General features: G+C 67.3%; 19 protein-coding genes. 4 read left to right on the top strand and 15 right to left on the bottom strand.

All coding sequences use genetic code 11. The features are described from left to right. Positions 1-141 precede the first annotated feature (141 nt). The 3 genes from JCQ34_RS06820 to rimP all read right to left on the bottom strand — a co-directional run bounded on the left by JCQ34_RS06820 (position 142) and on the right by rimP (position 2261). Positions 142-489, bottom strand: a complete 348-nt coding sequence (locus JCQ34_RS06820; protein ID WP_286403117.1) for a YlxR family protein — start codon at positions 487-489, stop codon at positions 142-144. A 180-nt stretch (positions 490-669) separates the two neighbouring features. Then, complete coding sequence (nusA, locus tag JCQ34_RS06815; protein WP_142134579.1) at positions 670-1650, bottom strand: transcription termination factor NusA; 981 nt, start codon at positions 1648-1650, stop codon at positions 670-672. Then, entirely contained in the window at positions 1650-2261 is a 612-nt protein-coding gene (rimP, locus tag JCQ34_RS06810; protein WP_286403114.1) for a ribosome maturation factor RimP, read from the bottom strand. Before rimP ends, nusA begins: the two co-directional genes overlap by 1 nt. A 139-nt stretch (positions 2262-2400) precedes the next feature. Here rimP and JCQ34_RS06805 point away from each other — a divergent pair, with 139 nt between their 5' ends. The 3 genes from JCQ34_RS06805 to JCQ34_RS06795 all read left to right on the top strand — a co-directional run bounded on the left by JCQ34_RS06805 (position 2401) and on the right by JCQ34_RS06795 (position 5368). Next, the gene (locus JCQ34_RS06805) at positions 2401-3483 is read left to right on the top strand and encodes a DUF4439 domain-containing protein (RefSeq protein WP_286403112.1); all 1083 of its coding nucleotides are present in this window, start codon (positions 2401-2403) and stop codon (positions 3481-3483) included. Between the two features lie 87 nt (positions 3484-3570). After that, positions 3571-4338 (top strand): VIT1/CCC1 transporter family protein, encoded by a 768-nt coding sequence (locus JCQ34_RS06800; protein WP_286403110.1) that lies wholly within the window; start codon positions 3571-3573, stop codon positions 4336-4338. A 37-nt stretch (positions 4339-4375) separates the two neighbouring features. Then, the gene (locus tag JCQ34_RS06795; RefSeq protein WP_286404349.1) at positions 4376-5368 is read left to right on the top strand and encodes an aminoglycoside phosphotransferase family protein; all 993 of its coding nucleotides are present in this window, start codon (positions 4376-4378) and stop codon (positions 5366-5368) included. Between the two features lie 27 nt (positions 5369-5395). Here JCQ34_RS06795 and JCQ34_RS06790 read toward each other — a convergent pair whose 3' ends face one another. The 11 genes from JCQ34_RS06790 to dxr form a co-directional block, all read right to left on the bottom strand. After that, a complete protein-coding gene (locus JCQ34_RS06790) occupies positions 5396-6787 on the bottom strand; it encodes a pyridoxal phosphate-dependent decarboxylase family protein (protein ID WP_286403108.1) in 1392 nt (463 codons plus the stop codon). 55 nt (positions 6788-6842) lie between these two features. Then, entirely contained in the window at positions 6843-7637 is a 795-nt protein-coding gene (locus tag JCQ34_RS06785) for a sulfite exporter TauE/SafE family protein (RefSeq protein ID WP_286403107.1), read from the bottom strand. Continuing rightward, positions 7634-9445 carry a proline--tRNA ligase gene (locus tag JCQ34_RS06780; protein WP_286403105.1) on the bottom strand — a complete coding sequence of 604 codons (1812 nt, stop codon included), beginning with the start codon at positions 9443-9445 and terminating at the stop codon, positions 7634-7636. Before JCQ34_RS06780 ends, JCQ34_RS06785 begins: the two co-directional genes overlap by 4 nt. A gap of 415 nt (positions 9446-9860) precedes the next feature. Beyond that, positions 9861-10604, bottom strand: coding sequence for a hypothetical protein (locus tag JCQ34_RS06775; protein ID WP_286403103.1), 744 nt, complete (start codon positions 10602-10604; stop codon positions 9861-9863). A 59-nt stretch (positions 10605-10663) separates the two neighbouring features. Then, entirely contained in the window at positions 10664-11554 is an 891-nt protein-coding gene (locus tag JCQ34_RS06770) for a GNAT family N-acetyltransferase (protein ID WP_286404347.1), read from the bottom strand. After that, positions 11517-12683, bottom strand: a complete 1167-nt coding sequence (gene ispG / locus JCQ34_RS06765) for a flavodoxin-dependent (E)-4-hydroxy-3-methylbut-2-enyl-diphosphate synthase (RefSeq protein ID WP_141161002.1) — start codon at positions 12681-12683, stop codon at positions 11517-11519. The genes JCQ34_RS06770 and ispG overlap by 38 nt, the downstream gene beginning before the upstream one ends. 34 nt (positions 12684-12717) lie before the next feature. Continuing rightward, complete coding sequence (locus JCQ34_RS06760) at positions 12718-13011, bottom strand: YciI family protein (RefSeq protein ID WP_286403100.1); 294 nt, start codon at positions 13009-13011, stop codon at positions 12718-12720. 109 nt (positions 13012-13120) lie between these two features. After that, positions 13121-13666 carry a hypothetical protein gene (locus JCQ34_RS06755; RefSeq protein WP_286403099.1) on the bottom strand — a complete coding sequence of 182 codons (546 nt, stop codon included), beginning with the start codon at positions 13664-13666 and terminating at the stop codon, positions 13121-13123. Next, on the bottom strand, positions 13663-14421 hold the full coding sequence (locus JCQ34_RS06750; protein ID WP_286403097.1) for a MarR family transcriptional regulator: 759 nt from the start codon (positions 14419-14421) through the stop codon (positions 13663-13665). The genes JCQ34_RS06755 and JCQ34_RS06750 overlap by 4 nt, the downstream gene beginning before the upstream one ends. Before the next feature lie 136 nt (positions 14422-14557). Further along, positions 14558-15889 carry a M50 family metallopeptidase gene (locus JCQ34_RS06745; protein ID WP_286403096.1) on the bottom strand — a complete coding sequence of 444 codons (1332 nt, stop codon included), beginning with the start codon at positions 15887-15889 and terminating at the stop codon, positions 14558-14560. Positions 15890-15906: 17 nt separating this feature from the next. Next, entirely contained in the window at positions 15907-17091 is a 1185-nt protein-coding gene (dxr, locus tag JCQ34_RS06740) for a 1-deoxy-D-xylulose-5-phosphate reductoisomerase (RefSeq protein WP_286403094.1), read from the bottom strand. A 104-nt stretch (positions 17092-17195) separates the two neighbouring features. On the opposite strand from dxr, the gene JCQ34_RS06735 reads away from it, so the two are divergent. Then, a complete protein-coding gene (locus tag JCQ34_RS06735) occupies positions 17196-18665 on the top strand; it encodes a lipase maturation factor family protein (protein ID WP_286404344.1) in 1470 nt (489 codons plus the stop codon). Here JCQ34_RS06735 and JCQ34_RS06730 read toward each other — a convergent pair whose 3' ends face one another. Continuing rightward, the gene (locus JCQ34_RS06730; RefSeq protein ID WP_286403091.1) at positions 18666-19505 is read right to left on the bottom strand and encodes an HpcH/HpaI aldolase/citrate lyase family protein; all 840 of its coding nucleotides are present in this window, start codon (positions 19503-19505) and stop codon (positions 18666-18668) included. Position 19506 lies beyond the last annotated feature (1 nt).

The following is a 19506-nucleotide window of genomic DNA, read 5'->3' as shown; positions in this document are numbered from 1 at the left end:
CTCGGTCCGCACCGAGCCAGGCACGAACCGTCTACTTCTTACTGCGGACCCCAGCCGCTGTTGATGCGAAGGGGCCCATTGCAGAGCGCAACAAAGTTGTCATCGTTACGCACTCATCGCTGGGAACTCATCGGGTTTCCATCAGATTTCTGACCCGCTTTCAGGTTGGACGGTTGGTGTTGCAGCCACCGGGGCGGCGTCAACGTTCGGGCCTGACGTGATCCAGCGTTCGACGGCGGTTGCTTCAGTTGCGCCCGGAAGGGCACGTCCGAATGCTCGCCGCTTGACCGCCAGGGCCAGGCACGATGCGCTGGGGTGCAGCCATGCACCCCGGCCAGCCATCCGGCGTCGTTCATCCACCAGGACAGCGGTTGACCCGCTGCCTTCGGCGACGAGCCGGAGCAACTGCGACCGCGGCCCCTTCTTCCGGCATCCGATGCAGGTACGCTCGGGCTGATTCCCGGTGGAAAGCATTTCTGCCACGGTCATCGTCCTGACGTTCTTTCTGCTGGCCGCAGGTTTTACTGCCTCCGCAGTTGCGGAAACGAGCACGCCCAAAGCACACGGCTACCGGCTCTTAGGCGCGGTCTTATCCATTCTAGCCCCTCGGGGCCATTCTGCCCGAAACGGGTGGCTGCCGCGGTGCGCCAGCCACCCCCATCCCGGTAGTTACTTGTCGCGGGCCACCGCGGCGTCGGAGACGATGTCGATGCGCCATCCGGTCAGCTTTGCCGCGAGGCGGGCATTCTGACCCTCCTTGCCGATGGCCAGGGACAGCTGGTAGTCCGGGACCACCACCCGCGCGGAGCGGGTGGCCTCGTCCGTGATGGTGACCGAATTCACCCGCGACGGCGACAACGCACTGGCGATGAAGGTCGCCGGGTTCTCGCTGTAGTCGACAATGTCGATCTTTTCGTCGTTCAGCTCGGTCATGACGGCACGGACGCGGGAACCCATCTCACCGATGCAGGCACCCTTCGCATTGATCCCGGGGGTGTTCGCCTTAACGGCGATCTTGGTGCGGTGGCCGGCCTCGCGGGCCAGCGCCACAATCTCCACGGAGTGGTCGGCGATTTCCGGGACTTCCAGTTCGAAGAGCTTCCGGACCAGGCCCGGGTGTGACCGGGACAGTGTCACAGAGGGGCCCTTGGTGCCGCGGTGTACGTCGATGACAAGGGCGCGCAGGCGGTTTCCGTGAATGTACTTCTCGCCGGGAACCTGCTCGGGCGGCGGAAGCAGGGCCTCGAGCGAGCCGAGGTTGACCTGGATCATGTGCGGGTTGTTGCCCTGCTGGATGGTGCCGGACACCAGCTCGCCTTCGCGGCCCTTGAACTCGCCCAGGACGTTGTCGTCCTCAACGTCGCGGAGCCGCTGCAGGATGATCTGGCGCGCGGTGCTGGCAGCGATGCGGCCGAAGCCTTCGGGGGTGTGCTCGAATTCGCCGATGGGGGCGCCGTCGTCGTCAATCTCCACAGCCCAGATAGTCACGTGGCCGCTCTTGCGGTCCAGCTCGGCACGCGCTTTTTCGAAGGCGCCGGGCGACTTGTGGTAGGCCACCAGGAGCGCCTGCTCGATGGTGGGGATCAGGAGGTCCAGCGGGATTTCACGCTCACGCTCCAAAAGTCTCAGTGCGCTCATGTCAATATCCATCAGGCCTCCTCAGAAGGTCCATTGTGTTCAGGTTCCAGACCGTCCTCCGGGAGGTGGCTGAATTCGATCTCGACTTTTCCGTTGCGGATCCTGTCGAAAGGAAGCTTTACGGGTTCGCCCTGCCGGGGCTTCATGCCCTTCTTGACGGCGATCTCCGGAACGAGGGTGACTCCCCCGTCATCCACGGACTTGATGCGGCCGGTCATGTTGTCGCCCTGGATGACGTTGACCTTGACCATCCGGCCCCGGGCACGGTGCCAGTGCCGCGGTTCGGTCAGGGGACGGCCGACGCCGGGCGAGGACACTTCGAGGTCATAGGGACGGCCGTCGTCGTTGGGATCGTTGTCCAGCACGTCCGAAAGCACCTTGGAGATGTCCGCGATGACGTCCAGGCTGACGCCGCCCGTTTCCTCCTGCGGCAGGTCCACCACGACGTGGACCACGCGGTGGGAGCCGGGGATGATGGCCACGTCCTCGAGGTACAGGCGGTTGGCGTGAACGGCGGGTTCCAGGAGGGCCCGGAGCCGCGCAGCCTCGGGGTTGTGGGCCGGAGCGGTTCCGCGTCCCGTGCCGGTGTGGTCTGGTGAAGCCGTAGCTTCTGCGTTGCTCACGATGCCGGCCGCCTCCCTATAGATGATGTGGTGTTTACTAGCGTAGCTATTTTACCGGCCCAGTGGTGCAACCGGGTGCCCCCTCAGCGTGACACCATGGTCTGTTGTGAAAGACCCCCTCAAGGATCCCCACCCGCGCGTGCGCCCGTTCCGATTTGCCGTCTTTGCCCTTGCGGCTCTGGTGGTCCTGAGCCTTGGTTTCGCCTTGATTCCCGCGGAAAAGCCGGCCCCAGCCGAGCCGCCGTTCACGGAACGGGCCAGGGCGGCGGCGCTCACTGCTGCCATGGACCTGCGTGCTTCCGGGATGGAGCTGGCTTCCGCCGGCGCAGCGGATTCCACCCTCCTGGACCCCGTTGTGACCTTGCTGACCATCCAGGCCAGGGCGTTGAGGGGCCCTGCGCCGGAAACCGCGCCCGCCATGCCGGCAGCCTCTGTCCGGCCGTCTTCCACCGCCGGTCCCGCCGGTGTTGCCGGGCTGGTCCAGGCGCTGGCCGGCAGCGGGACCGCCCGCCTCAAGGACGCAGAAACAGCCGACGGCGGCATGGCGCGCCTCCTCGCGGGCGCCGGCACCGCGCAGCTACTGGCCGCCGGACGCCTGGCCGCCGCCACAGGAGTACCCGCCCCTGAGGGAACGGCCGCCGCAACGGTGGAAAAGACGTCCGGCCCGGCAACCGCGTCCCCGTGCCCGTCGCCTTCCCCGGCTGCCTCCGAGGAGGGCGGGGGCCCGGGTACTGCTGCCGGTGTGCGCCAGGCCCTGGCCGCTGCCATCACCGCGGAGCAGGAGGCTGCCTACGGATACCAGGCGGCACTCCCCCGCCTTGGTCCCGCCGAGGCCGGGCCGGCGTCGGAATTCCTGGCCCGGCACCGGGAACTGGCCGCCGCCGCGGAGGAACGCCTCAGGCTCGCGTGTGGAACTGCCGTACCGCAGCAGCCCGGCTATGTCCTTGATCCGGGCTTCCTGGCCGCACCGCCGGCAGGCCTGGGCAGGCTTGAGGCAGCGACGCTCGCCTCCTACGGCGACCTGGTGGCGCTGTCCCAGGGCCAGGACCGGATGTGGGCACTGTCAGCGCTCCAGGCTGCCGCGGGAAGGGCGCTTCGCTGGGGCGCTGACCCTGGACCCGTTCCGGGCCTCGCCCTGGACGTTGGCCAACTGCCTGCCCTTCCCGCTGGTACTGGACTTCCTGCCGATACCAGCACGGCGCCGTCGTCCCCGGGGTCCTGAACCGCAGTCAGCCTTCCTGGATGTCCGGGCGCAAAGAAGGCCACGCAGAGGGTGGCACTGGGAAGGCAGGGGTGGTTTGCTGAAGGCATGAACGCCGATGATCCAGCCGATGTCCCGGGAACCGGTGCCGCAGGCCCGGAGTTGGGCAGCCACCTTGAGACGGAACCGCACGGCAATGACATTGCCCACCGGCTGAACTGGCTGCGCGCCGGCGTCCTCGGAGCGAATGACGGCATCGTCTCCGTGGCCGCCATCGTGGTGGGCGTCGCAGGCGCCACAGCTGAGCTGGGCCCAATCCTCACGGCTGGGGTGGCCGGGGTGGTGGGCGGTGCGGTGTCGATGGCGTTGGGCGAATATGTCTCGGTCAGCAGCCAAAGCGACAGCCAGCGGGCCCTGATCGAGAAGGAACGCCGCGAACTGGAGGAAGAACCGGAAGCGGAGCTCGCCGAACTGACCGCCATCTACCTGGCCAAGGGGCTGCCCCCCGAGACCGCGGCCAAGGTCGCCCGGGAACTGACCGCCCACGATGTCCTGGCCGCGCACCTGTCCGCCGAGCTCAACATCGCCGAGGAGGACATCGTAAGCCCCTGGCACGCAGCATTCGCCTCCGCCATTGCGTTCACTATCGGCGCGATCCTGCCAATGCTCGCCATTCTGCTGCCTCCGCCCGACCTCCGGGTGCCGCTGACGTTTGCGTCAGTCCTGGTGGCCTTGGCGTTGACGGGCGCCCTGGGGGCATGGATCGGAGGCGGCTCAAAGATGCGGGCGGCTGTGCGCGTGGTGGTGGGTGGCGCGTTGGCGCTGGTGGCGACGTTTGTGATCGGCAACCTGCTGGGCGCCTCGGGTGTTGTCTGACCCCGTGGTGCCGGCGCCGCCCATCCCGCCGGACCTCATGGCGCGTTACATGCGCGACAGAGCGGGACGGACCTGGCTCGACAGTCTTCCGGGGCTGCTGGCTGACCGCCTGGAGCAGTGGCAGCTCGACGTTGACCTGGCGCCCGGCAGCCTGCCCTGGAGCGGACATGGCGGCATCGTAGTGCCGGTGCGGCGGGAAGACGGTTCACCCGCTGCCTTGAAGATTGCTTTCCCCCAAGATGAAGCCAGGGTGGAGCGGCATGCGCTGGCGCTTTGGGGCGGCCATGGCGCTGTTGCATTGCTGGCCTCGGACGCGGAATCATGCGCGATGCTCCTGGAACGCCTCGACGCAGGCCGGTCGCTGGCAGACGTACCGCTGGACGACGGTGCCGTGGTGTGGGGCGGGCTGGTGCGGCAACTGGGGCTGGCCCCGGACCACCGGCCCGAATGGCGGGAGTTCGCCCACATCGCCGCCCGCGCGGAACAGTGGAGCGACGAGCTGCCGGCGGACTGGGACCAGTTGGGCCGCCCGTTCCCCCGCTGGCTGCTGGAGGCAGCCCTGGAGGTATGCCAGACGCGCGGAACCGTGGGCCGCCGGTCAGCGCACGACCTGCTGGTTCACACGGACCTGCATTTCCTGAATGTCCTGGCGCGCCCGGGGATACCGCCCGCAGGTGCAGTACCGACGGCGGCGGGCTACGCGGCCATCGACCCCCAGCCCATGATTGGCGAACCCGAGTTCGCCGTGGCCCCGCTGCTGTGGAACCGCCTTGCGGACCTCCCGGCATCCCAGGCCGGCGCGGCGCTGCTCAGGCGCTGCCACGACTTCAGCTCCGCTGCCGGCCTGGACCCTGACGTGGCCCGGCAGTGGTGCATCGCCAGGGAAGTCGAAAACGCACTGGGGTACGCCGCTCAGGGCCGCAGGGGCGGTTTGGCCCGGTCTCTCTGGGTGTCCAGCACGCTGGCCGGCAAAACACTGGACGGCCTGCCGGATCCCCATGCGCTGCCGGAGCCAGGACACGACGGGTAGGGCTGGCGGCACGGGGCGCGGGAACGGTCAGAAGTTCCGTACTGCGGCCAGTGCTGACCCCACGGCCTCGACGGCGGTGCCCACGTCCTCCCCCGCCGTATGCCAGTTGCTCACCGAAACCCGGAGGATGTCCCGCTCCCGCCAGCGCGAGCCGGACATCCACACTTTCCCGTCCTCAATGATGCGGGCCGTGACCGCGCGGGTGGTGTCGTCGTCGCCGAAAGCCAGGCACACCTGGGTGTAGGCGACGTCGTTGAGCACCTCCACCCCATCCAGGGCGGCCATCCCCTCCGCGATGGCCGCGGCGGCACCCGCCAGGCCGCCGACCTGGGCTGCCACGCCCTCGCGGCCCAGGCTTTTCAGCGCGGCCCACACGGGTACTCCCCGTGCCCGGCGGGAGAGTTCCGGGACCTTCTCGAAGGGATCGCCCGGGCCGTCCGCGTCGTGCACCAGGTAGCTCGCGTGCAGTCCCATCGCTGCGCGCAGCGCCGAGGGGTCGCGGACGATGGCGATGCCGCAGTCGTAGGGCACGTTGAGGGTTTTATGGGCATCGGTGCCCCAGGAGTCTGCCTCTTCATAGCACCGGGTGAGGTGCTGCAGTTCCGGCGCCGCGGCAGCCCACAGGCCGAACGCGCCGTCGATATGTACCCAGGCGCCGTGTTTGCGTGCGACGGCGATGGCCTCGGCAAAGGGGTCGAAGGCGCCTGAGTGCAGGTTGCCTGCCTGGAGGCACACCAGGGCGGGCCCGGTGCCGCCGGCAAGCGCGGCGTCCAGGGCGGCGGGGAGCAGGCGGCCCTGCCCGTCGGCGTCGACTTCCGTTGGTTTTCCGAGGCCCAGGTAGCGCAGGCCCAGGTCTACGGTGTCGTGCCGTTCCCGTCCCACGAAGCACCGGATCCGGGGCGCGCCGAAGAGCCCGTCGCGGTCCAAGTCCCAGCCGGCGTCCGCGAGCAGCCGCCAGCGGGCGGCAGCCATTCCGGTGAAGTTAGCCATGGTGGCGCCGGTGACGAATCCGACGTCGGCGGTGGAGGGCAGGCCCAGCAGGTCCAGCAGCCAATGCCCGGCGGCTTCCTCAATGGCAGCGGTGGCCGGGGTGGCGTAGCGCAGGCCGGCGTTCTGGTCCCAGGCGCTGACCAGCCAGTCCGAAGCCAGCGCCGCGGGCAGGGTGCCGCCGATCACCCAGCCGAAGAACCGGCCAGAGGGCATGGCCATGAGGCCGGGCTCTGCCTGGGTGGCCAGGAAGTCGATGACGCCGGCCGCAGGCATTCCTGCTTCAGGCAGCGGCCCGCCGAAGACTGCGGCGAGCTCTGAGGCGTTCCGGCCGGGTCCAACGCGGCGGTGTGGAAGGCTGTCCAGCCAGGCCTGCGAATACCCTGCGGCGGCTGCCAGTGCCGCGGCAAACCCGTCATCGCCGTGTGCCATACCTGCATGCTACGCCGGGCTGGTCCACGCGACGAGGACCAGTTTCCCGGACTGCTCAGGAGAAGTTTTCCTGCCACACGTCGTAGCCGAGCTTGACGATCAGGGCCGCCACGACCACCAGGAAGACAACCCGGACGAATTTGCTGCCCTGCTTCACGGCAGTGCGGGCGCCGAGGTAGCCGCCGGCCATGTTGGCTCCCCCGAGCAGCAGACCGATCCCCCACAGGATGGACCCGTGCGGCAGGAAGAACAACAGGGCGCCGGCGTTGGTGGCCATGTTGACGATCTTCGCCTTGGCGCTTGCTTCCAGGAACGCATAGCCCATGGCGGACACCAGGGCGATGACCAGGAAGGAGCCCGTCCCCGGACCGATAAGCCCGTCATAGAAGCCGATCACAGCACCGATGAGGCAAGCTACGACGTAGTGCTTATGGCCTTCATGGCGCAGCGCCGTCAGCTCGCCCACGCTGGGCCTCAATGCCGTGAAAAGCGCGACGGCGACCAGGGCCACCACGATGATGGGCTTGAAAACCCCGGCCGGCAGGGTGGCGGCCAGGCTTGCCCCGCCGAAGCTGCCTGCCAGTGCTATCACCGCCATGGGCACCGCGGTCCGAAGGTCCGGCCCCACCCGCCGGTAATACGTGACAGCACTGGTGGCGGTGCCGAAGATGGAGCCCATCTTGTTCGTGGCCAAGGCCTGGACCGGCGCGATCCCGGGAACCAGGAGCAGCGCCGGAAGCTGGATGAGGCCTCCGCCTCCCACCACCGCATCCACCCAGCCAGCTGCGAATCCAGCCACCACGATCAGGATGATGGTGGTGAGCTGAATCGACTCGAAGCCGGAGGTCACTGGTTGCGGACGGCGTTGACCACGTAGTCGACGGCCTTGTCTACCGCCACGTTCTCGGCGGCGCCGCTGCGGCGGTCCTTGATCTCCACCACGCCGTCCACCAGGCCACGGCCCACGGCCAGGATAGTGGGGACACCCACCAGCTCGGCGTCGCCGAACTTCACGCCCGGCGAGACCTTGGGCCGGTCGTCGTAGATGACGGACAGGCCGGCTTCTTCGAGTTCCACCGACAGCTTTTCCGCCGTCTGGAAGATCTCGTCACCGCGGCCCACAGCGACCACATGCACATCGGCGGGAGCCACCGTCCGGGGCCAGACCAGTCCGCGGTCATCGTGATTGGCCTCCGCCAGGGCCGCCACGGCGCGGGTGACTCCGACGCCGTAGGAACCCATGGTGACCACCACCTGCTTGCCGTTCTGGTCCAGCACCTTGAGGTCCAGGGCTTCGGCGTATTTGCGGCCGAGCTGGAAGATATGGCCCATTTCGATGCCACGGGCGGTCTCCAGCGGGCCGGAGCCGTCCGGGGAGGGGTCCCCGGCACGGACTTCGGTGCACTCTATGACGCCGTCCCAGGTGAAGTCGCGGCCAGCCACCAAGCCGAAGACGTGCTTGCCGGCCTCGTTGGCGCCCGTAATCCACGCAGTTCCGCTGACCACCCGCGGGTCCACCAGGTAGAGCAGGTTGGTGGCGCTTTCGGCGCCCAGGAGCGGTTCGTCCAGGGACAGGCCGGGGCCAAGGTAGCCCTTGACGATCAGCGGCTGCTTCTTAAGGTCTTCCTCGCCTGCCTGCTCCAGGCCGATCTCTCCACCGATCGGCAGGAAGGCGCCAATGTTTGCCTCCACCCGCTTGAGGTCCACTGCGCGATCGCCGGGGACGCCGATGACCACGAGCTGCCGCTCACCGGTGGGCAGCGTGACGGCGAGGACCACGTTCTTGAGCGTGTCCGCTGCAGTCCAGGCGCCGCCGTCGGACTCTGCGCGCGGGGCAATCTGGTTTGAAGCGGCAACCAAGGTCTCGATGGTGGGAGTGTCCGGGGTGTCCAAAACCTCGGCGGCGGGGGCGCTGCTGAAGTCGATTTCGTCAGGGACCACCGTGGTGACGGCCTCGACGTTGGCCGCGTAGCCGCCGGCGGACCGGACAAAGGTGTCCTCGCCGATCTCGGTGGGGAAGAGGAATTCCTCGCTCTTGGAACCTCCCATGGCGCCAGCGGTGGCAGCCACGGGCACCACCTCGAGGCCCAGGCGTTCGAAGATCTTCAGGTAGGCGGCGCGGTGAGCTGCGTAGCTGGCATCGAGGCCGGCATCGTCCACGTCGAAGGAGTAGGAATCCTTCATGATGAACTCGCGGCCGCGGAGGAGCCCGGCGCGGGGACGGGCCTCATCGCGGTACTTGTTCTGGATCTGGTACAGGCTCAGCGGCAGGTCCTTGTAGGACGAGTACAGGTCCTTGACCAGGAGCGTGAACATCTCCTCATGCGTGGGGGCCAGCAGGTAGTCGGCGCCCTTGCGGTCCTGCAGCCGGAACAGGCCCTCGCCGTATTCGGTCCAGCGGTTGGTAGCCTCGTAGGGCTCGCGCGGCAGCAGGGCCGGGAAGTGGACTTCCTGGGCGCCAATGGCTGCCATTTCCTCGCGGATGATCTCCTCGACCTTGCGCAGGACGGTCAGTCCCAGCGGAAGCCAGGTGTAGATGCCGGGGGCAGCGCGGCGGATATAGCCGGCGCGGACCAGGAGTTTGTGGCTGGCGACCTCGGCATCGACGGGGTCTTCGCGCAGCGTGCGCAGGAAAAGCTGGGACAGTCGTAGGACCACGGGTGGTATCCGTTTCTGGGGAAGTGCTGGGTCAGCAGGGCCGGACAATTCGTCTGGATACTAATCTACCGGCACGGAACCTGCGGCAATTACGGGCCGCGGAAGCAAGCCGGGCCGACGTGCCCGGCAAGGGCCGGAAACAGTAGAGCCACGCCCGGGAATGCAAAGCCCCTGGCCCCCCAATGAGGCTGGTCATCGCATCCGGGCGTGGCTCAACGCCGTTATCGCCTGAGTACTGGTGAGGACTGGTGAGACCGCCCACCCCACTTCCAGCGCAGCTATAACGAATTTATGTGATCGTGCGCACGTTTGACAAGTGTTTTTATTTTCGGAATTCGTTTACCCGATATATGTCGCCGCGCATTACTTCCGGTGTTGTTTCTTGGCGAATTGTTGTTACGCGACACGGCTGTTGTTACTTAACCAGCGCGGCAGCGGAGTCCAGGAGGGCACCTGCCCGCCGCACGGCGTCGGCCTCGCTCCCGCCGCCCGACGCAACCGAGGTGAGTACCACGCCCTGCTTGACCACCTGGGCAGTGACGGTTGACTGCTTGCGGCCATCGGGCAGGGCGCTGTCGGTCCGGTACGCAACGGTGCCGGGAAGGCTGCCGGCCCCCTCCACCGGTTTTACGGTGACGGCAACCTCCACACCGGAGGCGGTCATGGTCATGGAGGAGCACTTGGCCAGCTGGTCCGGCTGGTCCTTGACCTTGGCGAGGAAACTTTGGTCCAGGCCGGCAATCAGCGATAGTGCTGTGACGGCCCCGGTGCCGGAGTCCGTGCTCATGCCCATCGCCATGGTTGCTCCGTCGACGGAAGGCACCGTGCTTGCCGCGGCGAGTTCCTTGCACTCTGCCGGCTTGACGTCGATGGACGCCATCATCGCCTTGGTTTGTTCCAGCGTGGTGTTGATGTCAGTACTGGGCAGGACGGACAGCCTTCGGTCGGCTGCGTCCCGGACCTGTCCCACGATGGCAGCGAGTTCGTCCGTGGTGTAGGCCTTGGCGGTTGGCGTGGGGGTTGCCGTTGGGGTGGGGGTATGTGTTGCTGGGGCCGCAGACGCGGCAGCTGTGGATTCCCCTGCCTGCGGCGCGGATGTCCCGCCGCACGCAGAAACACTAACGGCAAGAAGGGCGCAGGCCCCGAAAGTTCCAAGCACGGACGTCTTCAATTTTTCCCCCAATATTCAGCACGCGGCAGACAGCCGGCATTTACCGGCTAGAAGAGGACTGTAGCGAACGTCCCCACCTGGCGGAAGCCCACACGCTCGTAGGTGGACCTGGCCCTGGTGTTGAACCCGTTGACGTAGAGGCTGGTCATCGGCGCAATCTGCCGGGCTTTTTCAACCACTGCCGCCATGTACGCCGCGCTGAGCCCCTGGCCGCGGAAGGCAGGATTCATCCACACCCCCTGGACCTGGGTGACGTCCTCCGTTACTGCACCCAGCTCGGCTTTGAACACCACTTCGCGGGCTTCGTTGAGATGGACCAGGGAGTGTCCCTGCCTGATAAGGCCCTCCACCCGCCGGCTGTAGAACTCCCTGCCGCCCAGGTAGGGCGAGTACCCCACTTCTTCCTCGAACATGGCGGCGCAGGCGGGAAGGATGCGGTCGAAGTCGGCCAGGTCCCCATGCGCCAGGCCCGGGTGGGGCTGTACCCGGGGCGGTCCGTCGATGACCATCAGCGGCTGGTCCGCCCGGACCTCGTGGGCATGGTGCCCCAGTTCCGTGAGTTCGGCATTGAGTGCCAGCACGGCATCGGCGGGACCGAAAGCGGACGCGTACCTGCGACCGGAACTGTTGGCGGCCTCCGCTACCAGGGGGGCCAGGGCGGGGTCGAGCTGGACCGGAACAAGGTTGGCCCCGGCCCAGCACGCACCCGTCAGGATGCCGTCGTCGAAAACGCCGATGACGCCGGCCCCGCCGCTGGTGGGTGCCGCCGTCCCGGTGCCGCGAAGGTGGGCCAGGATGAATACGTTGGCCACCGGATCCTGCTGGGCCAGCGATGTCAGCGCGGGGGTGTCCTGGCCGTCGAGCGCACGGACAGAAAGCCCTGCCGGGTCTGGTGCGTCCCTACGAGACGCTAACCACGGGGCTACCTTTGACAGCATCTTCGCCATCGGCCTCCCCCATCTCTTCCGCGATACGCATAGCCTCTTCGATCAGTGTCTCAACAATTGCGCTCTCGGGAACAGTCTTGATGACCTCGCCCTTAACGAAGATCTGGCCCTTGCCGTTGCCTGATGCGACACCAAGGTCAGCCTCGCGCGCTTCGCCCGGGCCGTTCACCACGCAGCCCATGACCGCCACGCGCAGCGGAATTTCCATTCCCTCCAGCCCGGCGGTGACCTGTTCTGCCAGAGTGTACACGTCCACCTGGGCCCGGCCGCAGGAAGGGCACGACACGATTTCCAGCTTGCGGGGCCGCAGGTTCAGCGACTGGAGGATCTGGTTACCCACCTTGATCTCCTCCACCGGCGGCGCGGACAGGGACACGCGGATGGTGTCGCCGATCCCCCGCGACAGGAGTGCGCCGAACGCCGTGGCGGACTTAATGGTCCCCTGGAAGGCCGGGCCGGCTTCGGTGACGCCCAGGTGCAGGGGCCAGTCACCCTTTTCCGCGAGCATCTCGTATGCGGCCACCATGACCACGGGGTCGTTGTGCTTCACGGAAATCTTGAAGTCGTGGAAGCCGTGCTCCTCGAACAGCGAGGCTTCCCAAACCGCCGACTCGACCAGCGCCTCAGGCGTGGCCTTGCCGTACTTCTTGAGGATCCCCGGCTCCAGGGAACCTGCGTTCACGCCGATGCGGATGGAGGTGCCGTGGTCCTTCGCGGCGGCTGCGATCTCCTTGACCTGGTCGTCGAACTTGCGGATGTTTCCCGGGTTCACGCGCACGGCCGCGCAACCGGCTTCGATGGCCGCGAAGACGTACTTGGGCTGGAAGTGGATGTCCGCGATAACCGGGATCTGGGATTTCCGGGCAATGATGGGCAGCGCCTCGGCGTCGTCAGCGGACGGGCAGGCGACGCGCACGATGTCGCAGCCGGACGCCGTCAGTTCGGCGATCTGCTGCAGCGTGGCGTTGATGTCCGTGGTGGGCGTGGTGGTCATGGACTGCACGCTGATGGGGAAATCAGACCCTACGCCTACCGAGCCGACTTTGATCTGGCGCGTCTTGCGGCGGGGGGCAAGGACGGGCGGTGGTGCTGACGGCATTCCCAGGCTGACCGAGGTCACGTGGACTCCTTGAGTTGAAAGGGTAAAGAGGCGGCTACGCGGAAATCCCGGCCAGCATGCCGGTTACCGGTGACCATTCGGTGATGCGGGTACCGGCGATCACACCGGATCCGGCGAACGGGTCCTGTTTGAGGATCGAGTTGAGGGCGGCTTCATCCAGGGCCTTGAAGATCAGCAGGGCACCGGCACCGTCACCGTAAGGGCCGCTGGCTACGATGACGCCGTCCTGCGCCAGGTTCCCCGTCCATTCGCGGTGTGCGGGCCGGACCTCGTTGCGGGTTTCAGTGGAGCTGGCGGCATAAACGTACTCAACGGCAAAAACTGTCATACCGCTACCCTATCGCCATGGCTGGCTTGCTACCGTACACATCGCAGGCAGGGCCGGTGGTGGATGCAGCAAAGACCAGCGGTGCGGCAAAGACGGGGCGGCCGTGACCTCAGTGCAGGAAGAGGACTTTGACTGCGGCAGCGGTTCCGGCCGCCCAGAGCATCGATGTCAGCGTCCCGATGATGAAGCGCTCGGCTGCCACCGGGGTTTCCTTCAGCTCGGCGAACCTGCCCAAGCCCTTGATGGCAACGATGTAGGCGATGGCCACGGGCTGCCCGGTGAGGATGGCGAGGCAGACCCCCAGCCGCTCCAGTACGCCGATGATGGCGCCGCCGCGCAGGATGCGCTGGGTGGAGAGCGGCGGTGCGGCGGGAGCGTCCGACGGCGGCTGGACAGGCGGCGCGGTCAGCTCACCGTCAACCGTCTGGCCGGCTGCGCTGCCTGCTGTTTCAAGGGCAGCATCCGGGGCCGCAGCGGCGTCGTCCACGGTGACGTCGGCAGCGGGATCCTGCTCGGCCCTGCGGGCTGCGTCCGCTGCCTTCGCAGCATCGGCCCGGTCATCGATGGTCCGTGCGAGCTTGAACACCCACGCCGTGACCGGCCAGCCGGCGAAGCCGGCCACCACCAGGGCCACTGCCACCCACAGTGCAGTCACCTGTCTCCTTCGTTGGGGTCGTCTGCATTACGGTCGTCTTTGAAGGGGCCGCTGATCTGCGAGTCCGCGAAACCAAGAAGCATCGCCGCAGCGGGCCTTGCTGCCCATTCTTCCTGCCACCCGGACCGAAGCACGGTGCGGCTCACCGATTGTTCCGAGATGCCGAGTTCAAGCGCCACCTGTTTCTGGCTTCCATGCCGGCCCGGCCCCTGGCCGCGCGGGGCCTGGCGGCCCAAACCCGCACTGTCCGAACCCAGGCGGCGCAGGGCATCCACCACCCGCCACTGGGCCTCCGTGCGGTCCTGGACGAGCCGGCCGAGCAGCCGAAGCACCGCCTCTGCATTTGCACAGGCCTGGCTCCCTTCCCCGCCGGGGACACCCCCACCGGTCTTTGCCATGATGCCCGGCACCACTGACAGCGGCACCTGCGGCCCGGCGGCTTTGGCCAGCTCAACGGCCTTGCGGGCGGCAACAAACGCAGTACCGGTTCCTTCGCGGGGACTGGCGCCTGGAGCCAGGGAGACGGTTCCGACGCCGATCCCCACGTACCAGCGTCCGGCGCGGAGTGCATGGAGGGCAATCTCCACGACAGCCAAAGCGTCGGATACTACTCCCTGGACTTCGTCACCGACGGTACGTTCGAAGACCGGCTGCTCCGTTCGGGGAAGTTGCAGCGCTGCGATCCCGGCGAGAAGGTCCGGGACGAGGTCCTGGGCGCCGGTACTTCCCCGCTGGTCGATGGTCAGAACGAACATTCCTCAACCATAGGTGGCTGATGCCAGCGAATCAATCACATTTGGCTGATATTCCGGAATCAGCCGATATCGGCTCACGCCAGCGGAACGGAAGCCATCCGTGCCGGCCAACGACCCGGCCCGACAGAAGCCGCGGCTACCCGAAGAGATTGACCGGCTTGACGATGTCGGCGTAGATCAACAGCACGCTCATGCCCATAAGCAGCGCCGCGACCACGTAGGTGACGGGCAGCAGCTTGGCGATATCGAAGGCCCCGGGATCGGGCCGGCCGCGCAGCTTTGCCACCTTGCGCCGTACGCCCTCATAGAGCGCCCCGGCAACGTGGCCGCCGTCGAGTGGCAGGAGCGGGATCAGGTTGAACACCGCGAGTGCGAAGTTCAGGCCTGCCAGCAGGCCAACGAGGGTTGCCACCCGGGACTGCAGCGGCACGGCCTCCATGGCGGCCACTTCGCCTGCCACCCTGCCTACGCCCACCACGCTGATGGGCCCGTTGGGGTCGCGCGGCTCTTCGCTGAACGCGGCCTTGGCCACGCCCACCACGCGGGCAGGAAGGTTGAAGACCACCCCGGCCACCTGGCGGATGTTCTCCCCCGCCATCGGCAGGACGGACGACGCCGGCTGGGGCACCAGTGCCGTTTGCGCACCAATGCCAAGGAAACCGACGTCCTGGTACTGGAGGGTGCCGGCGGCGTCGGTGGCCTGGCGTCCATCGTTTCCCATCACCGGCCGGGCCGAAAGAACGGGAGTCACGGTGGTGGACACGGGGTTGCCGTCCCGCTGCACGGTGATGGCCACTTCCTTGCCTGCAGAAGCACGGATCCATTCCGTCAGCTGGCTCCAACTGGTCACGGCCTTGCCGTCGAAGGAGGTAATGGTGTCGTTCGGCTTGAGCCCGGCAGCAGCTGCCGGCGTCAGCTGGCAGTCAGCGGAATTGGGATCAACGGTTTGGCCGGCGGCCACCTGGCACTTGGACACGTCGGAGATGGTGGTGGTGGCTGTGGCAACCCCAAAGCCCATGAGCAGCACGGCCGTGAACAGCAGGCCGAGGATCATGTTCATGGCCGGGCCGCCAAGCATCACGATGATCTTTTTCCAAACCGGCAGCCGGTAGAACACCCGGTTTTCGTCGCCGGGGCCAACTTCCTCGTGCGCTTGGGAGCGCGCCTCGGTGGCAAGTGTCTGGAACATGCCGGTGCTGGAGGGCCGGACTGAGCCGTCTTCCTTGTTGGGCGGGTACATGCCGATCATGGAGACGTAGCCGCCCAGCGGTACGGCCTTGACGCCGTATTCGGTTTCGCCCCTCCGGCGGGACCACAGCGTAGGCCCGAAGCCGATCATGTACTTGGTGACGCGGACCTTGAACAATTTGGCGGGAACGAGGTGCCCCACTTCGTGAAGCGCAATGGACACGGCGATGCCCACCGCCACAAAGACGACGCCGAGGATGAAAAGTAAAACAGGGGTCATGGAGGTGCTGCTGCTTCCTAGAGACTGCTGACTGCTAAACGTTCGTGGGCGCGGGCGCGTGCCCAGCTTTCAGCATCCAGCACTGATTCCACCGTCAGCCCGGAGGAGCCTGAGTGTTCGCTGAGCACGGTGTCGATGGTATCCACGATGTCGGTGAACCGGATCCTGCCGGCATGGAACGCCGTGACAGCTTCCTCGTTGGCCGCATTGAACACGGCAGGGAACGTGCTGCCCTGCTTGGCCGCATCCTTGGCAAGGCCCACGGCGGGGAACGCCGAAGTGTCCAGCGGCTCGAAGGTCCAGGTGGCGGCCTTGGTCCAGTCGCACGCGCTGGCGGCTTTGGGCACCCTGGCCGGCCAGCCGAGCCCCAGCGCGATGGGCAGCCGCATGTCCGGCGGGGAAGCCTGGGCGATGGTGGAGCCGTCAACGAACTGCACCATGGAGTGCACCACGGACTGAGGATGGACCACGACGTCAATCCGGTCCAGTGGAATATCGAACAGCAGGTGCGCCTCGATGACTTCCAGGCCCTTGTTGACCAGCGTGGCCGAGTTGGTGGTAACCATGATGCCCATGTCCCAGGTGGGGTGGGCCAGGGCCTCCTGCGGCGTCACCCCGTGGAGTTCCGCCCGGCTCCTGCCACGGAACGGGCCGCCCGAAGCGGTCAGGATCAACTTGTCCACCTCGTCCGCAGTGCCGGAGCGCAGACACTGGGCAATGGCGGAGTGTTCGGAGTCGACCGGAACAATCTGGCCCTCCGCGGCCGCGGCTTTGACCAGGCTGCCGCCCACAATCAGCGACTCCTTGTTGGCCAGGGCAAGGGTGGCGCCGGACTTGAGCGCCGCCAGTGTGGGGGCCAGTCCGATCGATCCGGTGATGCCGTTGAGCACCACATCGGCTTCGACCGCCGCGATCTGCGCAGACGCATCCGGACCGGCCACGATTTGGGGCCGGTAGCCGGGGCGGCCTGCTGCGGCCGCGGCTTCACGGATCAGTGCTTCCAGCCGGGCGGGGTCTCCCCCTGCGATTCCCACGGCTGCGGCACCGGTGTGGACGGCCTGCCGGGCCAGGAGTTCCAGGTTGCCGCCCCCGGCACTCAGTGCCACCACCTCGAACAGGTGCGGGGCGCCGTCGACGACGTCAATCGCCTGGGTGCCGATGGAACCGGTGGATCCGAGGAGGACGACTCTGCGTGGCTGCATGGGTTAAGTATCCCGCACCCTCCGGGGCCGGCCGCGCGCCGTCCCGCGCCGCTGACCTGCTGCTGCGCCTTGACCCCGGGGTGGCCGGGCGTAACGTGGACTGCGTGGACTGGCTCTCATGGTTTGATGCGCCGGAGTACGAATTCGCCCGGCAGGTGCTGCAGCGGGGTGTGGCGGCACTGTACTTGGTGGCGTTCCTGTCCACGCTGAACCAGTTTCCCGCCCTGCTTGGCGAGCGCGGCCTGCTGCCGGTCCCGGAGTTCCTGGCCGGGTTTACCCGGATGCGCCGGCCCACGCTGTTCCGGTGGCGGTACTCGGACCGGCTGCTGCGCGGTGTCTGCGCCGCCGGCCTGGTGGTCTCGGCGCTGCTCGTGGCCGGAATTCCGCAGATGGGGCCGCCCTGGGTGCCGCTGATTGCCTTCCTGGCCCTGTGGCTCCTGTACATGTCGATCGTGAACGTGGGGCAGACGTTCTACGGGTTCGGCTGGGAGATGCTGCTCCTGGAGGCGGGCTTCACCGTGGCTTTCCTGGGTTCCAACCAGACCGAGCCGCCCCGGACCATCCTGATCCTGATCGTGTGGCTGGTGTTCCGGCTGGAGTTCGGGGCGGGCATGATCAAGATCCGCGGCGGCCGGGAGTGGCGGGACCTGACGGCGCTGTACTACCACCATGAAACCCAACCCATGCCGGGGCCGCTCAGCCGGCAGGCGCACCTGTTGCCCAAGCCGTTGCACCGCATCGAGGTGGTGGGGAACCACATCGCGCAGCTGGTGGTGCCGTTCCTGCTCTTTGCGCCGCAGCCCGTGGCCAGTGTTGCGGCCGCCGTCGTGGTGGTTACCCAGCTGTGGCTGGTGGCCAGCGGCAACTTCGCCTGGCTGAACTGGATGGCGATAGTGCTCGCGTTCGCCGCGATCAGCGATCCCGTGGCGCACGCAGTGATCCCGGCCATCCCGGCGGACTGGGACGCGGCCACCGGAATGCAGCGGGCCACCCCGCCGTGGTGGCTGGCCATCACCCTGGCTGCGTCCCTCCTGCTGCTTGCCCTGAGCTACTGGCCGTTGCGGAACCTTTTCTCCCGCCGGCAGCTGATGAACGCGAGCTTTAACCGGTGGCAGCTGGTCAACGCCTACGGCGCGTTTGGCTCCGTAACCAAGCAGCGCATCGAGATCGTGGTGGAGGGCACCCTGGACGAGGACCCCGGCGACAGCTCGGACTGGCGTGAGTACGGCTTCAAGGGCAAGCCTGGCGATGTCCGCAGGATCCCCCGGCAGTGGGCCCCGTACCACCTGCGCCTTGACTGGCTCATGTGGTTCCTGCCGCTGCGCAGCGTGCACGAGGAATGGTTTTATGCCTTCCTGGCAAAGCTGCTGGCGGCGGACCGGCAGATGCTGCGGCTGCTGCGGCGAGACCCGTTCGACGGCGCCGCGCCCCGTTGGGTGCGCGTGCGCAGCTTCCATTACCGTTTCGCCAGCCGCAAGGAGTTCCGCGGGACGGGGAACCGTTGGGTGCGGACCCTCCTGCACGAACCGATCCCGCCCACGTCCCTGCGTCGGCCGCAGGGACGGCAGCGCTAGCTAAACCTTCTGGGCAGCCCGCCGGATGATCTCCTGGGCATGTTTGAGGATGGGGCCGTCGATCATTTTCCCCTCGTACCGGAACACTCCGGACCCGGCTGACTCCGCGGCAGCCAGAAGGGCCTGGGCCGCGGCAACTTCGTCATCGGACGGCGCGTAGGCCTTGCGGACCACCCCGGCCTGGCTCGGGTGGATGCAGGCCTTCGAACTGAAGCCTGAGGCCACCGCGTCGGCCGCCTCCGCCCCAAGGCCCTCAAGGTCGGGAATGTTGGTGTAGACGGCATCCACGGCTTCCTTGCCGAACGCCCGGGCCGCCACAAGCACCGACGAGCGGGCGTGCAGCGCAACAGCCCGGTAGCCGCCGTCGTCCGTCCTGCTGGACGTACCGCCAAGCGTGGCCAGCAGGTCCTCCGCCCCCCACATGAGGCCCACCACGTTGGGGGCGGCGGCGATGGCCGGTGCGTTGAGCACGCCAAGGGCCGTCTCGCACAGCGCGATCACCTGGTACCCCTCAAGGGCCTTGAGCTGTTCTGCGGACTCGGCCTTGGCCAGCATCACGGTGCGGTAGGGCGTGTGGGCCAGGCAGTGCATGTCCTTTTCGAAGTCTTCCGTTCCTACCGGGTTGACCCTGACGATGGTGCAGCTGGGTTCCAGTTCCGGTTCCACCCCGGTGGTTCCCAACTGGGCCAGGATGGCGCCGCGGGCGCGCTGTTTGTCCGCCGGCGCCACCGCATCTTCCAGGTCAAGGATCACGGCATCGGCCCGGGCGGCGGCCTTTTGGTAGCGCTCCGGCCGGTCGGCGGGGCAGAACAGCAGGGCGGGGCCCATCACGAAAGTCATA

The sequence above is a fragment of the Pseudarthrobacter defluvii genome, assembly GCF_030323865.1.
Classification (GTDB): domain Bacteria; phylum Actinomycetota; class Actinomycetes; order Actinomycetales; family Micrococcaceae; genus Arthrobacter; species Arthrobacter sedimenti.
Note: the sequence above shows the minus strand (reverse complement) of the source record. Positions and strands in the feature narration are given on the sequence as shown.

Coding starts and splice junctions, on each gene's coding strand:
- JCQ34_RS06820 (WP_286403117.1), bottom strand. CDS start 489: ATGACCGTGGCAGAAATGCTTTCCACCGGGAATCAGCCCGAGCGTACC.
- nusA (WP_142134579.1), bottom strand. CDS start 1,650: ATGGATATTGACATGAGCGCACTGAGACTTTTGGAGCGTGAGCGTGAA.
- JCQ34_RS06800 (WP_286403110.1), top strand. CDS start 3,571: ATGAACGCCGATGATCCAGCCGATGTCCCGGGAACCGGTGCCGCAGGC.
- JCQ34_RS06795 (WP_286404349.1), top strand. CDS start 4,376: ATGGCGCGTTACATGCGCGACAGAGCGGGACGGACCTGGCTCGACAGT.
- JCQ34_RS06790 (WP_286403108.1), bottom strand. CDS start 6,787: ATGGCACACGGCGATGACGGGTTTGCCGCGGCACTGGCAGCCGCCGCA.
- JCQ34_RS06770 (WP_286404347.1), bottom strand. CDS start 11,554: ATGCTGTCAAAGGTAGCCCCGTGGTTAGCGTCTCGTAGGGACGCACCA.
- JCQ34_RS06760 (WP_286403100.1), bottom strand. CDS start 13,011: ATGACAGTTTTTGCCGTTGAGTACGTTTATGCCGCCAGCTCCACTGAA.
- JCQ34_RS06750 (WP_286403097.1), bottom strand. CDS start 14,421: ATGTTCGTTCTGACCATCGACCAGCGGGGAAGTACCGGCGCCCAGGAC.
- JCQ34_RS06745 (WP_286403096.1), bottom strand. CDS start 15,889: ATGACCCCTGTTTTACTTTTCATCCTCGGCGTCGTCTTTGTGGCGGTG.
- dxr (WP_286403094.1), bottom strand. CDS start 17,091: ATGCAGCCACGCAGAGTCGTCCTCCTCGGATCCACCGGTTCCATCGGC.
- JCQ34_RS06730 (WP_286403091.1), bottom strand. CDS start 19,505: ATGACTTTCGTGATGGGCCCCGCCCTGCTGTTCTGCCCCGCCGACCGG.